The organism is Deinococcus taeanensis, from assembly GCF_020229735.1.
Lineage (GTDB): Bacteria > Deinococcota > Deinococci > Deinococcales > Deinococcaceae > Deinococcus > Deinococcus taeanensis.
This window is the reverse complement of sequence record NZ_CP083458.1, coordinates 137941-150497: the sequence shown is the minus strand read 5'-3', so window position 1 is coordinate 150497 and position 12557 is coordinate 137941. Positions and strand designations below refer to the sequence as shown.

The window sequence follows — 12557 nt, the reverse complement described above, 5'->3', positions numbered from 1 at the left end:
TGGGAAAACCTGCGCCAGCACGTTTTTCAGACGCACTTTAGAGCATTTGTCATAAGAGATGTTTTTTGAAGGCTGCCAAGAACCACCCGTGGATATCGGGCCCAGACACGGTCTTCAGTGCGTCCGCAATCCCTTGCATCAGGCTCTTCACCGTACGACGGGCCTCCCCCCGCAGCCGAGCCTTGAGCTGCGAGAACAACCACTCAATCGGGTTGAAATCGGGGCTGTAGGGCGGCAAATACAAGAGGTGGCACCCGACCTCCTCGACGAGCGTCCGAATGGACGCTCGATGATGTGAAGAGCGATTGTCCATGATGACCACCTGCCCGGCACGCAACAGTGGGCACAATTCCTGAGCCACATAGAACTCGAAGCACTCGCCCGTCACTGCACCGTCAAGAACAAAGGGGGCCAGTGGCCCAGCCAGACTCAAGGCGCACATCAGGGTGTAGTTCCGGCCATGATTGCGTGGGACCACGCCCACTGCCCGCTCCTGACGTGACGCGCGGGCATACCCGCGCGTCATGGCCGTGTTGACGCCACGCTCGTCGACCAACACCAGGTGATCAGGGCGTTCCAGAAGGGGCCGGAGATCTTTCAGGAACGCCCTCCGGCGTTCCTCACTGCGTTCTCTGGCGACCATCGTTTTTTTTATGGGTGATGTGATGACGTTGGAAGACCCGGTCTACCGTTTTGTAACTCACTCGTACCCCGGTACTGGCTTCCAACATGTCGGCGTGCTCCTGTAAGGTCGCGTCACGGTGGGTTTCGAGCTGGGCCAGCAGCTGCATTTCGTGATCAGCCGTCACCGTACGGTGAGGCCCCGTTGGTCGCGCAACCACGTGCAGGGTCCCTGCCCGGTGCCGTGCCAGATACCGCTTGACAGTGGACACATGCACGGAGAAATGTCGTGCGGCTTCGTCGGGGGAAGCGCCTCCCTCGACCAGCGCCACAATGCGCGTGCGCAACTCGATGGCGTAACCTCGGACCCCAGCTGAGTTCATGCTTCTATTCTGTCAAATGCTCTAGTTGAGGACGCACTGGACAACGAATTCCCGAAGGTGTGATCGGTCGCGCACCGGCATGTCGAACGGGGGGTTTTGGGCGTGTAAGCAACCCCAAACCCGCCGCGCTCCAGCGGACCGAACCCAACCGCCACTTCAAAGTCTGCGTGTCGCGCCGGAAGAAGGGCACGCTGCAGCGTGCCGTGGACGCGATCTTCGCGATGGTGTCCGCCTGGAGCGTGAACCAGAGTGAGCTCTGCGCCGATCGTCCAGGCGTCAGTTCCATTCACGCGAAGAAACGCCGGGTAGAACGAGGGTACCGGAAGCCCCAGCTGACTGAACCCGTCTTTCCGGCGTGTCTGCTGGCCTTGGGGCCCGCCGGGAAACGACTGCTCAGCATGAACCGCGGCAGGGGGTCTGCGCGTTCGTGCCGAGGTGACGCAACTGCCGCATGGTGCTCAGCGGTGGGCGCGGGCTCCGGGCTCAGAGCCAGACCATGACACGGCCAGCCCATCCGGCCAGCACCCGCACACCCAGGAGCAAGTCGGCTTCGTCTGTGTCCTCCAGTGGCGTGTGAGACAGGCCGCCGCGGGAGCGGACGAAGAGCATTGCGATGGGAATGCCCCGTCTCGCCATAGAGGAAGCATCATGGATGGCGCCGCTGGGGAGCCGGCAGGCGTTCCCCGTCAAGTTCCGGATGGTTTCTTCACACAGGAGAATCAACTGAGGATCGAAAGGAACGGGGGCGATGGTCCACAGTGGCTGAATCTCCACGCTGCAGCCCCCCGAGGCCGCCACCGCTCCGGCAAGGTCGTGAACCCGCGCGGCCATCGCTGTCAGGGCCTCGGCGTCGAGACAGCGTTGTTCAAGCGTGAGCACGCACTCTTCCACGACACAGTTGACAACCCCGGGGCGGGTCACCACGCGTCCTGCAGTGCACACGCCGCCCAGCGTGATGGAGGCCGCGTAGATCTCCTGCGTAAAGCGGGCGGCAGCCAGAAACGCGTCCTGGCGAAGGGCCATGGGGGTGGTGCCGGAGTGGGCCGCCTGGCCCCGGAAGGTCAGGGTGAACCGCTGGACGCCCATGATGCCCAGCACGGCCCCCAGCGGCTGATCGAGAGCTTCGAGGACGGGACCCTGCTCGATATGCAGTTCGAGGTAGGCCGCCACCCGGTCCAGTTCGGCCTGGGCCTGGGACAGAGTGCCGAGGTGTAGGCCCGTAGTGGCGAGCGCCTCAGTCAGGCGAATGCCGTCCGCGTCGCGCAGGTCTGCCAGTCCCGCGTGTTCTAACGTGCCTGCGGCGGCGCTTGAACCGAACAGACTGCGGCCAAAGCGCGCCCCTTCCTCGTCAGCCCAGAGGCTGCTGAACACACCATTTCACGCGCCAGTCGCGGCTTGAAGGCACTCTGTGTGCTGTAAGGGCCGTCCTGAGGAGTTGATACACTCCTGACATGACCACTCAAACGCGCGCGGTCAGAGTCGGCCAGATTCTCGTCTACGGCCTGGGCGCTGGAATTGTCACTGGCCTCCTATGCGTACTGGTCGGTGCCCTCCTCGCTGGGGGCTGACCCGTGCGGGTGCCGCAGCAGCCCTCGGCTGGGGTGGCCTGATTCTGACGTTCCTGGCCGGCGCGATCATTTATTCGCAGTATGGGCAGGCCGGCATCGAGGCGAGCATGCGCGCCCGTCTGGGTGAGGGGTATCGCGCGCCGGGTCTGCCGTGGGAGCAGATTCTCACCGCATTATTCGGCGGGGGCCTGCTGTTTCTCGGCCAACTTGCATTGAACTGAAGGCTGGTTGTCCAGGAGATGTAGGAGGAACCGCCCTCAAGTAATGCGGTCCATTTTATTGATAGCAGCATAAGTTGGAATCCATCAGTTGTCGTGGCAGTTCGACATACCGAACCCGCTGCCAGGCCGTCACGAGTTTCGATTTCAGTACGCTGATCGAACGGGCACAGAAATTTCCCAGCACAGTGCGTTTCACATATGCTCACACCAGCTCGATCGGGTTCAACTCCGGTGCGTAGGGCGGCAAAAACATCAGCGACAGGCGTTCGTGGGACTACACGAACGCCTGTGTGGCACTGGCCCGATGAATCCCCGCATTGTCCAGCACCACCACGATCTCCCCCTGGACGTGGCGCAGGAGATGCTGGAAGAATCGGATGACGTTCCCACTGCGAATCGCCCCAGACGTCGTGTGCTGGAAGAATCGCCCATCTGACGTGATCGCTCCAATCGTTGACCGCTTCTCCCAATTGGCCGAGGGCGTGACGCCCCTGGTCGACCACGTGCGCCTTCGCACGCCTTTCAGCGAGAACCCGACCTCATCCAGATACACCAGGGTCGCGCCCTCAGCGACCTTTTTTTCCCAACTCCGGTGCGACCTGTTCTTTCCAGGACGCGATCCGGAGTTCGTTGCGCTCTGCTGCCCGCCCATCCGGCATCTGGGGTGTGAACCCCAACTGGCGAAGGATTTTCCGGACATGGTCGGGGTGGTACCACACGTCAAAGTGCCGCCCGATCAGATCCGTCACTCGCCTGGTGCTCCACGTCTGGTCAGGGAAACCATGGTGGACCGCACCCTCCTGCGGGAGGGTGCGGTCCTGGTCGAGCTGGGTGACGGTGAGTCGAGAGGGGCGTCCAGTGGTCACGGTTGCCTGAAGGCTGCCCGTGCGCTTCAGGCGCTTCTTCCAATTGCTGACGGTGTGCACGGAGACACCAAAGTGCTGAGCAATCTCCCGTTGAGCATGCTGACCGCCTTGAAGCCAGGGGGTCGCGGCCAGTCGGCGTTCTTCCAGCTGGGCACGGGAGTACTCGGATGGATGCCATTCGGCCACGCCTTCAGCTTATCAGCACATACTTACGCCGCCATCAATAATCGTAGTCCGTTGACTGTGGGCATATTTGATGTCCTGGACAATGTTTACGTGGCATAGAGTGGAAGTGGACTGCCCCGCCCGACCTGCTGAAGGAGCCGCCAGAGTGGCCGAGGAGGTCGCATGGTCGTGTACGCGCACCAAGCTCGCCACATCCACACAAAGGGCTCCAACCACAGCCTGACTTGCCGTAAGAGCAAGCTCCAACCAGGCGGGTGCGATGCACCCGCCTGATGCACGTTTGCATCGGCATCTCCAAGCGATTGATCGTTCCACCAGTGTAGGAAACAGAAGGCCGCGCACACCAGACTCCAATGCCGTCTCAAGGCCAGATCAGATCTGGCCTGGCAGTGGGTCCACCCCAGATGCTGCTTGACTTCGCGATACGCCTGCTCGATACGGGGACGCCGCGCATAGAGCAGCGCGACTTCGAGGGAGGAGGCTGGAGGCGTGGACACCCGCATCGGGGACACATCCTGGTCGCGCTCACGCAGATTGGTGATCAGGTATTGGGTGGTGTCGGCTGGGAGTGACACCGGAACCGGTGTCACAACCACTTGGCGCAACGCGCGACCAGGACCAGAGGGGCCCCCAGCCAGTTCGGCACGCCAGAACAGCCGTTCATCTCCATTCGCGAAGGTCCGGGTGAACGGATGCCAGTCGGATGGCGCTGCATGCAGCGCCATCTCCTCGACGCCACCGGGCTCACCTTGCTCGTGCCACCAGGCGTACGAACGGGGCAACGTCATGACAAAGGGGATTGATTCCTTGAGGAGGTAGGTCAGGAAGAACTCGTTACGCCCGTACAGGCAATCTGCGACCACCGCGCGGAACGGCCAGTCATGCCGCACCGCTTCAATCAGCTCAGCGGCCAACTGAGGTTTGGTTCGGAAGGCTGGATCGCTGCTCTGGCGTGGGAAGTGATGCGCAGGCGTATAGGGCCGCAAAAGCAAGGGAAAGTACGCCTGTGAGGTCTCGTACAACACATGAACGGTGACGATCCCTGAATCTACCTTGCCCAGGCTGCCCAGAGACTGCCGGCCCACGTGCGCGGTGTGCGTGCCGTACTTGCGGTCTCCGGTCTCGTCGATGACTAGCACCGCATCTTCAGAAGGCGCGGTGCCCTTCACCGTACGCATGAGGACTACCCGCGCCTGATGCAGCGCATCCGGGTTCCAGGTGCTTTCCGAAAGAAACCACTGCAGTCGCTGGGCCGCTTTATGGTGACTCCCGGCCTTGCCGGGTTCCGTGTTGGCCAGTCCAGTCGCGGTCTTATGCCGCTCGGTGCCGATCAGCAAGCCTTGTAGGTATACACGCAGCGCTTCGCGCTGCGTCGGTCGGGTAAAGACATGGTCCAGCTGGGCGCAGTACCGGTCCAGTGGATCGGCCACCAGAACATCTGTATCCATGCTCCAGTGTGCATCTTCTACGAGTCAACGGAGTCCCAATGAGGAGTATTGTTCCTGGAGATGATTGAGTTGTAGCTCTAGCTCACCCGAACCACCGTGGTCTGCTGTGCCTGTTCGCGGCCCATCACGCCTTCGAGAATTCATCGTCCAGCACGCCATTGACTTTAAGATGTCCGTTACAGAGCACGCAACCTCTAGTTCTGCTCCGTCACGCGTTGCCTCCGATGATGCGCTTATTGGGAGTCCGTTGACTGTGAGGATCTTTGATATCGTGAACAAGTTCTACGCGGCAGACGTTAGCAATGGACATCCTTGTCCAACCTCCTGAGGGGCGTTCGGTCACCTTTAAGGGCATGCGCGTAAAATGTAACTGGAGTTATAAAATGAATACCGGCCCTAATCTTCCATTAACTTTTTGTCAAACCTGACCTTTCTTCTGTCTGCTTCTGCGCCGCAGAGTTCTGCCAGACGGTTAGCCAGTTTCCATTGTGAGATGAGCGACGACTGTAGACGAGTCAATTGCTGTTCTCTGTAGTGTGAATGGATCACTTGATTGGTAAGGCTGAGCGCGAAGCGCGCTGTGCTAAAGAGCGGCTGCTGATCCTCCTGGCGTGGTGGGTTTAAGGGTGCGCGCTGAACCCTGCGTGGATTCCGATGGAGAGCCACAGCAGCGGCCGAAGCTGACCCGCTTGGGTGGTGTGCGTTCAGCTTCGGCCGGGGTTGACGCTGTGACCTGGGCAGGGAGAGGGAAGGCCACCCAGACGGTTCATCACGCTGATGCATAGGCTAAAGCACGACGAAAAAAGAAGCGAAGAGCACGGGAATGTGATAGCTCCGCATTGTGCCAGGACAGCGGATCTGCCGCTGTACCGCTGCCACCACCCTTGTGAGACGATATGGAAGTTACTGTGCAGGAGACTTCCCCCGGCGCAAGTGGTGAATTCCACCGCCGCGTGGCTAGGTCTGGTGCACCCTTGCTCCGAAGGTTTACTGCTGTCGCTGCCGCTCTGCTCCTAAGCTCAGCTGATGCCGCGTCGTACTGCGACAGCCTCTACATCTACTGCATCACCGTTCCACTTGCTCTGTATGGACAGGCTGAAGCGGACGCTGATGCCGGACAAACGTTCCTGAACCGCTCCGCCACCGGGACTCTTGCGGTCTGAGGTGCCTGGAGTGGCGTCCCAGACCTGCCCACCTTCGAAGACGCCTATCGCAAGGCCAGGCGAGGCTGAGCTGCTGCTCCAGGACGCCCTGAACGGGGTGTGATGTACACCGTCCGCAAACCGGATTTTCTTGTGGTCAGCGGCGTCTAAGGTGAGCAGGTGTTCTACCGCCGCACCATCCGCTAAGTCAAGAACAGTTCGATGGCCACCTCCCTTCTGCAGTACCGCGACGGGGATAAGACAGAGGAGAAGTTATCGGCACTCTCTCGGCCAATTTCAAGATGACACCTTAACGCCGCGCACCCGCGGCCCTGCCTGCGTGCACTGCAGATGCCTTTGAAGGAGGAAGAGTGCTTTGGGCCCTTCCCTAGACATCCAAGTGGTCGTCGCCTGCTGTCCATCAGCTGCAGGCGACGGAGACCAGGACTGGCCGACGCTACTGTAAGGTCACCTGGTACGCCGCGCGAACGGCTGAAGATGTTCGTCACCGCCTAGCTCTCACGGTTCTACGGGATTGGAAGAGTTGAGACCACAATTTATCAAGCAAGGGGACACAATGACTCGTTACTCATACGCGGATGGCTCTACGTGTTCAGTACGTTCCGCTACGTACACGAACTGAAAGCTCTTGTCCCTTGCGAATGAACGCGCAGGGTCACTGGTGGTTGGGCGGGGGCTTCTCTCTTGCTTCAGGTGGAGCGCCTCTGAGTGAAGGAGTGGTGAAATGGAGCAAGCTTAGGGATGGAGAGGGGGAGTACAGGAAAAGAATTCCTCCATAACTCCGGTTATATAAAGTGTGATTCCCGGCCATTTCTGGGCCATCACAACGATGAAGGCTCAGCGCCCTACGGCAGAATGACACCAGGGTTTTTCTGTTGTAAACTAAATCGAAGGATTCAAGGAGACGCATGAGCAAAGACAACCCGAAGGAAACCTCCGCGCCATCAGACGCGAAAGAACGCACCAAAGCCATCGAGATGGCCATGAGCCAGATCGAGAAGGCGTTCGGCAAGGGCAGCATCATGAAGCTCGGCGCCGAAAGCAAACTGGACATCCAGTCGATCAGCACCGGCAGCCTCAGTCTCGACGTCGCCCTCGGGGTGGGCGGCATTCCCAAAGGCCGCGTCACCGAGATCTACGGCCCGGAATCCGGCGGCAAGACTACCCTGGCCCTGTCAATCATCGCGCAGTCCCAGAAGGCCGGCGGCACCTGCGCGTTCATTGACGCCGAGCACGCCCTGGACCCCGTGTACGCACGGGCGCTGGGCGTCAATACCGACGAACTGCTCGTCTCGCAGCCGGACAACGGCGAGCAGGCCCTGGAAATCATGGAACTGCTCGTCCGCAGCGGCGCCATTGACATTGTCGTGGTGGACTCCGTCGCGGCGCTGACGCCGCGCGCGGAGATCGAAGGCGAGATGGGCGACAGCCTCCCTGGCCTCCAGGCAAGATTGATGAGTCAGGCGCTGCGTAAACTCACCGCGATCCTGGGCAAGACGAACACCGCGGCGATCTTCATCAACCAGGTGCGTGAGAAGATCGGCGTGATGTACGGCAACCCCGAAACCACCACCGGGGGCCGCGCCCTGAAGTTCTACGCCAGCGTGCGCCTCGACGTGCGTAAAATCGGTCAGGGCGTGAAGGTCGGCAACGAAACCGTCGCGAACACCGTGAAGGTCAAGACGGTGAAGAACAAAGTCGCGCCGCCCTTCAAGGAAGTGGAGCTTACGCTGTACTTCGGGCAGGGCTTCGATCAGTTCAACGACCTGCTGGGGCTCGCAGCGGAGTACGAGATCGTCAAGAAGGCCGGGTCATTCTACTCGTACGGCGATGACCGTATCGGACAGGGCAAGGAGAAGGCCGTCGAGTGGCTCAAGGAGCACCCCGAAGCGACCGATGAGATCCGGGCGCTGGTCGTGGCAGCCATCAAGAACAAGGGCGCGCCGGACAGTGTCGTGAAGGCCGTTTCCCCCACGAGTGACGCAGCGGATTGATCGCAGCGGCACGGTGACGCGCAGCTCCCAGCGAATTTCGCCGGGGGCTGCGTCGTTGTGGAGAGAAACACGTGGATCAGCGCCGCAACAGACTGAATCTGGAGCAGCGAGGTCCATACTGGGTGCTGGACGTGGCCCTGTGCGCTCAGGGCAGCCTGGCGCGGGACGCTCACGAAGACCACACCCTGCCTGAAGAGCCGCCGCTGAGCGAGGACGACGTACTGCGGATTCTGGGCCGCGGCGCGCTCGGCAACCACCTCTGCGTGGGGCAGGAGGCGCAGACGCACGGCTGGTACCGGTACCCGGCGCAGCGAGACCTGATGGCCTTCACCACGTTTGGTACCTGCGAGGCTCTGGACGAGTGGCTTCGCGCGTACGCCGTCCCTGGAGAGGACGCGCCTCCTTGTGGCGCGCGTGCCCACTGACTCCTGAAAGTGGACCCCGCGCAGGCGTGGTTGCCGCTGGCTCGGCTGGATCTTTCATACCAAATACCCTAAAATTATGCCATCAGCAGAATACTGACCGCTCGTAATTATCTCATCAGAATCCAGAGGAGATCCACCATGGCGAAAACAGCCACCCGCCCCGCCCCGGCCACCGCCACCTTCCAGGCCCTCCTGAACACCGCCGCCACGACCGCCAACGTCGCCGTCATCACCGCCGGGAACGACCAGAACGACATCGACGCCACCCTCACCGACCTGCTCCGCCAGGCCCACGACCGCTGGGGCTACGGCCTGCACCACCTCCAGCACACCGCCCACTGGACCGGCGACACCATCGAACTGCGCGAAGGCCACCGCACCATCACCGACCTCACCGCCGACCCCGCCCGCATCGCCGCCGCCTACGCGACCCTCGCCGCCCCCGACGAACACAACCTCAGCAGCTGGGCTGTCCTCTCCGAAGGCCACCGCACCTCCATCAAAAACAAAACCCAACTTCAGACCCTCATCGAAGACGCCCGCGACTTCGAGACCACCTGGACCGCCGACAAACACGGCCTCCACTACCGCGTCTGGCGCGCCGACACCATTGAAGGCGAAAGCCTCACCGTCGAATACGCCCGCCCCACCGACGCCACCCAACTCCTCAGCGACGCCGCCTGGGACCTCATCACCCGCATCAAGGACCGCGCCCTGCAACGCGAACTGATGCAGCGCAGCGAACAAGGCGGCATGCTCACCGCTTTCCTCGGCGCCCGCCACAAAGACGCCGCGGCGAACCTCGCTGCGCTGCCCGAAGCGCACTTCACCATCCAGGCGAACGTCGGCCGCCTCACCGGCCGTGACGCCCGCTCCTTCGACGCGTACCGCGCCCTGCAGCGCGCCGTCGCCGATACCCTCGTCACCCTTCAGGAACAGGCCGTCAAGCAGGTGGCCCTCACCCTGGGCGGTGCCCTCACCTGACACGTGATCCGCCGCAACCAGCAGGCCATCCACACCGACCGGGCGCAGACCGGCATCCACGGCACGGACCACCTGCACCTCAAAACCACCCGCGCGGGCCCCGTCACCCTGCTGACCTTCCCTGACCAGTACCCCACCGGTCAACGCGCCCCCCGCCTGATCAGCACTGCCCTTCACGCCCACGGCGGCGCCTGGGTTCAGCACGGGCAGCCTGGCCGTCCCCACCGCGTCGAATTCCTCTCCGGCCCCACCACCGCCCGCGCCGCCACGATCACCGCATTCAACACAACGTTCGAGGCGTTCGCCGACGCCCTGAGCAGCGTCACCCCACCCCCGCTGGGTCGTCACCCCCTCAGCCTTCACCACCCCGGCGGGGCTGTTCTCCGCTTCAACCAGCGTGGCGTCAGCCGCACCCGCACCATCCACGGCACCACCCACACCGTGCACGTGAACAGCAGCAGAGTCCGCACCTTCGGACAACCCCACGTGGACTGCGCCACGCAGGCTGTCCACGCCATCCTCGCCGACGGCACCACCCAGCACTACCTCGCGGCCCTCCGTACCATCCGCCACCAACACACCCTCAGCCTCGCCTGACCTTACGCCGGAACGGGGTGTCCGTTCTGGCGTTGGCTGTGTCAGGTTGAAGGAGGCCTCATCCAGGTGCAGGGGCGCGACCGGGCCGGTGAATCCATGAAAGGCGGCCTGAATGATCCGAGTGGCTTCCCGTCGGGCGTCCAAGCGGCGGACTGATGAATCAGGTGCGGGCAGCGCACCAAGATAGTCCGTACTGCACGCCGTACTGGGGGGCTCCTGAGGTAGCGGTTGTCGGTATGCTGCGGCGCTGTGGTACGCAATGGCAACCACCTTCTCACGTATCCACACCATGAGCCGCGCACCTCAATTCGCCTGAATGACCGGAACTCAGATCAGGGGAGGCGCTGCCTCCCCCGATCAGCTCGTATCCCAACTGCGCAAGTTGGCTGGACGGATCAGGTACTGCACAATGTCACCCACGCACGCCACTTGTACCCGTAGACGTCACCTTGTGTTCCATAGCCCCACCAGCCTCCGGGGAACGCACACCGCTTGCTCCGTTTGGGTCGGTAGTGCTCCAAGGATGACTTTCAGCACCTGACCCTCTCGATGCGAGGGACGAGCACACTGGAGATCATCATGGGGAAACAGCGAAAAACCTGGAGCACCGACGTCAAAGAAGCCATCGTCCTCAGCGTGCTGCGGGGCGAACTCGGAGTCGCGGAGGCAGCCCGTCAGCATGGAGCCAACGAGAGCCTGATCCACACCTGGAAAACACAGTTTCTGGAGGCGGGCCGTGCCCGCCTCTCTGGTGACCGACCAGACCAGGGCGTGACCATCCTGGAACGGGAGAATGACCGTCTCAAACGCATCGTGGCCGAAAAGGAACTGGAGCTCGATATTGCGCGAAAAGTGCGACGGCTCTGACGCTGGACGAGCTGATCGTTCTCTGGCAGAGCCGGCCGCACCTCAGCCTGCGGCGTTTTGCCCAGTACGCCAGCGTGCCGTACTGGCGGATGCGGGACCATCAGCACAGCGCGCCCGCGCGCTGTGCCAAGCAGCAGCACCGTGACGCACTGTACGAGAAGGTACGCCAGGCGGCGTTGCAGCATCCAACGTCTGGATACCGGCTGCTGTATCAGGAACTCAAAGCTCAGGGCGAAGAGATTGGCCTGCACAAGATCCGTGTCGCACTCGGCGAATTGCACCTTCACCCACCGCTGCCTCGAAAGACCCGGAAACCTTCCCCGAAGGTTTCCGCACCACAAGACTGGCCGGAAGGTCGACGGGTGCAGATTGACGCGACACGGCTGTCGCTGCCCGACGGGGTCTGTTGGATTTACTTCGTGCTGGACGTTACCTCGCGGGTGGTGCTGGCCAGCCGGGTGGTACGGAGCCTGTCGATGCACCTCGCCAAACTGACGCTCGACGAGGCGGTCGCCGTGCTGCGTGCTCAGGGCCACCACAAGCGCATCCTGGTCCAGAGTGATGGAGGCAGTGATTTCACCAGTGACCTCTTTCAACAGGGCTGTTTGATGTACGGCAACTGGGTGCGCTGCAAAGTGTCTCAGCCGGGAGGAACCGGTATCCTCGAACGCCTCAACCGGACCTACAAATACCAGTTCGCCTTCCGCCAGGACTGGCAGTCCATGGCCGATGTCCGGGCCGCCATGCCGGACTTTCACCGCTGGTACAACCACGAGCGCCGTCATTCGGCGCTCGGCTACGCCACGCCTTGGTCTACACTCACCTTATCGGCGAATGCTCGCAACGCCGCTTGAAGTCAAACCTGGAGCATTACCGGTCTGCATCCAGGCAATGGCATGGAATCGACGATCACTTCTGCTAAGGGCTGTGACGGCGTGGCCACCACTTCAAGTCGTTCGAGCAACCGTTGTCCCCGGGTATACGCCTGCGTGTAGGAGGGAAGATCGACACGATCTTCCCTCCGGATGTTCCACCAGAAAGACGGGAACGGATGTATGAACACCAAGCGGCTGAGCAACAGGGCGACCACCAGCGCGTCGCTCAACTTTTGGTGTGAACACTTTTTGAGATCACTGAAGTGCCGTTTGGCCCAGCGGTGAAGATGACGGATGACGGCTCGTCGGCCTAACCTGTGATGCAGACGGTATTGCTCGATACCGTCTCCATTTTTTGC

At 61.8% G+C, this 12557-nt stretch carries 10 protein-coding genes and 3 pseudogenes; 7 read left to right on the top strand and 6 right to left on the bottom strand.

Annotated features, from left to right (window positions below):
* Positions 1 to 49: 49 nt before the first annotated feature.
* Together LAJ19_RS18445 and LAJ19_RS18440 are read right to left on the bottom strand one after the other, a co-directional pair.
* A protein-coding gene (locus LAJ19_RS18445; protein ID WP_225524288.1) for an IS630 family transposase occupies positions 50 to 1004 on the bottom strand; the annotation gives its coding sequence in 2 pieces (ribosomal slippage) (positions 50 to 652 and positions 654 to 1004; 954 coding nt in all).
* 483 nt (positions 1005 to 1487) lie between these two features.
* Positions 1488 to 2375 carry a hydantoinase/carbamoylase family amidase gene (locus LAJ19_RS18440; protein ID WP_225524287.1) on the bottom strand — a complete coding sequence of 296 codons (888 nt, stop codon included), beginning with the start codon at positions 2373 to 2375 and terminating at the stop codon, positions 1488 to 1490.
* Between the two features lie 160 nt (positions 2376 to 2535).
* Here LAJ19_RS18440 and LAJ19_RS18435 point away from each other — a divergent pair, with 160 nt between their 5' ends.
* A complete protein-coding gene (locus tag LAJ19_RS18435) occupies positions 2536 to 2793 on the top strand; it encodes a hypothetical protein (RefSeq protein WP_225524286.1) in 258 nt (85 codons plus the stop codon).
* 55 nt (positions 2794 to 2848) lie between these two features.
* On the opposite strand, the pseudogene LAJ19_RS18430 reads toward LAJ19_RS18435, so the two are convergent.
* Both LAJ19_RS18430 and LAJ19_RS18425 read right to left on the bottom strand, forming a co-directional pair.
* A pseudogene (locus tag LAJ19_RS18430) lies at positions 2849 to 3845 on the bottom strand (IS630 family transposase).
* Positions 3846 to 3931: 86 nt separating this feature from the next.
* Positions 3932 to 5293, bottom strand: a complete 1362-nt coding sequence (locus LAJ19_RS18425) for an IS701 family transposase (RefSeq protein ID WP_225524285.1) — start codon at positions 5291 to 5293, stop codon at positions 3932 to 3934.
* 2071 nt (positions 5294 to 7364) lie between these two features.
* Here LAJ19_RS18425 and recA point away from each other — a divergent pair.
* The 4 genes from recA (at position 7365) to LAJ19_RS18405 (ending at position 10456) form a co-directional block, all read left to right on the top strand.
* On the top strand, positions 7365 to 8450 hold the full coding sequence (gene recA, locus LAJ19_RS18420; RefSeq protein WP_225524284.1) for a recombinase RecA: 1086 nt from the start codon (positions 7365 to 7367) through the stop codon (positions 8448 to 8450).
* 71 nt (positions 8451 to 8521) lie between these two features.
* The gene (locus tag LAJ19_RS18415; protein WP_225524283.1) at positions 8522 to 8875 is read left to right on the top strand and encodes a hypothetical protein; all 354 of its coding nucleotides are present in this window, start codon (positions 8522 to 8524) and stop codon (positions 8873 to 8875) included.
* 138 nt (positions 8876 to 9013) lie between these two features.
* A complete protein-coding gene (locus LAJ19_RS18410) occupies positions 9014 to 9859 on the top strand; it encodes a DNA repair protein (RefSeq protein WP_225524282.1) in 846 nt (281 codons plus the stop codon).
* Positions 9860 to 9862: 3 nt separating this feature from the next.
* Positions 9863 to 10456 (top strand): hypothetical protein, encoded by a 594-nt coding sequence (locus tag LAJ19_RS18405; protein ID WP_225524281.1) that lies wholly within the window; start codon positions 9863 to 9865, stop codon positions 10454 to 10456.
* Between the two features lie 378 nt (positions 10457 to 10834).
* Here the strand turns inward: LAJ19_RS18405 and LAJ19_RS18400 are convergent.
* Positions 10835 to 10965, bottom strand: a pseudogene (locus LAJ19_RS18400) (IS982 family transposase); the annotation flags it as partial.
* 70 nt (positions 10966 to 11035) lie between these two features.
* Here LAJ19_RS18400 and LAJ19_RS18395 point away from each other — a divergent pair.
* Together LAJ19_RS18395 and LAJ19_RS18390 are read left to right on the top strand one after the other, a co-directional pair.
* Positions 11036 to 11323, top strand: a complete 288-nt coding sequence (locus tag LAJ19_RS18395; RefSeq protein WP_225475745.1) for a transposase — start codon at positions 11036 to 11038, stop codon at positions 11321 to 11323.
* An 89-nt stretch (positions 11324 to 11412) separates the two neighbouring features.
* A complete protein-coding gene (locus tag LAJ19_RS18390; RefSeq protein WP_225475746.1) occupies positions 11413 to 12177 on the top strand; it encodes an integrase core domain-containing protein in 765 nt (254 codons plus the stop codon).
* A gap of 20 nt (positions 12178 to 12197) precedes the next feature.
* On the opposite strand, the pseudogene LAJ19_RS18385 reads toward LAJ19_RS18390, so the two are convergent.
* Positions 12198 to 12539: pseudogene (locus tag LAJ19_RS18385) on the bottom strand (IS982 family transposase); the annotation flags it as partial.
* Between the last annotated feature and the right edge of the window lie 18 nt (positions 12540 to 12557).

Bases quoted from the DNA above. Each gene is read 5' to 3' on its own strand.
- LAJ19_RS18435 (WP_225524286.1), top strand. From the start codon at position 2,536: ATGCGTACTGGTCGGTGCCCTCCTCGCTGGGGGCTGACCCGTGCGGGT.
- LAJ19_RS18425 (WP_225524285.1), bottom strand. From the start codon at position 5,293: ATGGATACAGATGTTCTGGTGGCCGATCCACTGGACCGGTACTGCGCC.
- recA (WP_225524284.1), top strand. From the start codon at position 7,365: ATGAGCAAAGACAACCCGAAGGAAACCTCCGCGCCATCAGACGCGAAA.
- LAJ19_RS18410 (WP_225524282.1), top strand. From the start codon at position 9,014: ATGGCGAAAACAGCCACCCGCCCCGCCCCGGCCACCGCCACCTTCCAG.
- LAJ19_RS18395 (WP_225475745.1), top strand. From the start codon at position 11,036: ATGGGGAAACAGCGAAAAACCTGGAGCACCGACGTCAAAGAAGCCATC.
- LAJ19_RS18390 (WP_225475746.1), top strand. From the start codon at position 11,413: ATGCGGGACCATCAGCACAGCGCGCCCGCGCGCTGTGCCAAGCAGCAG.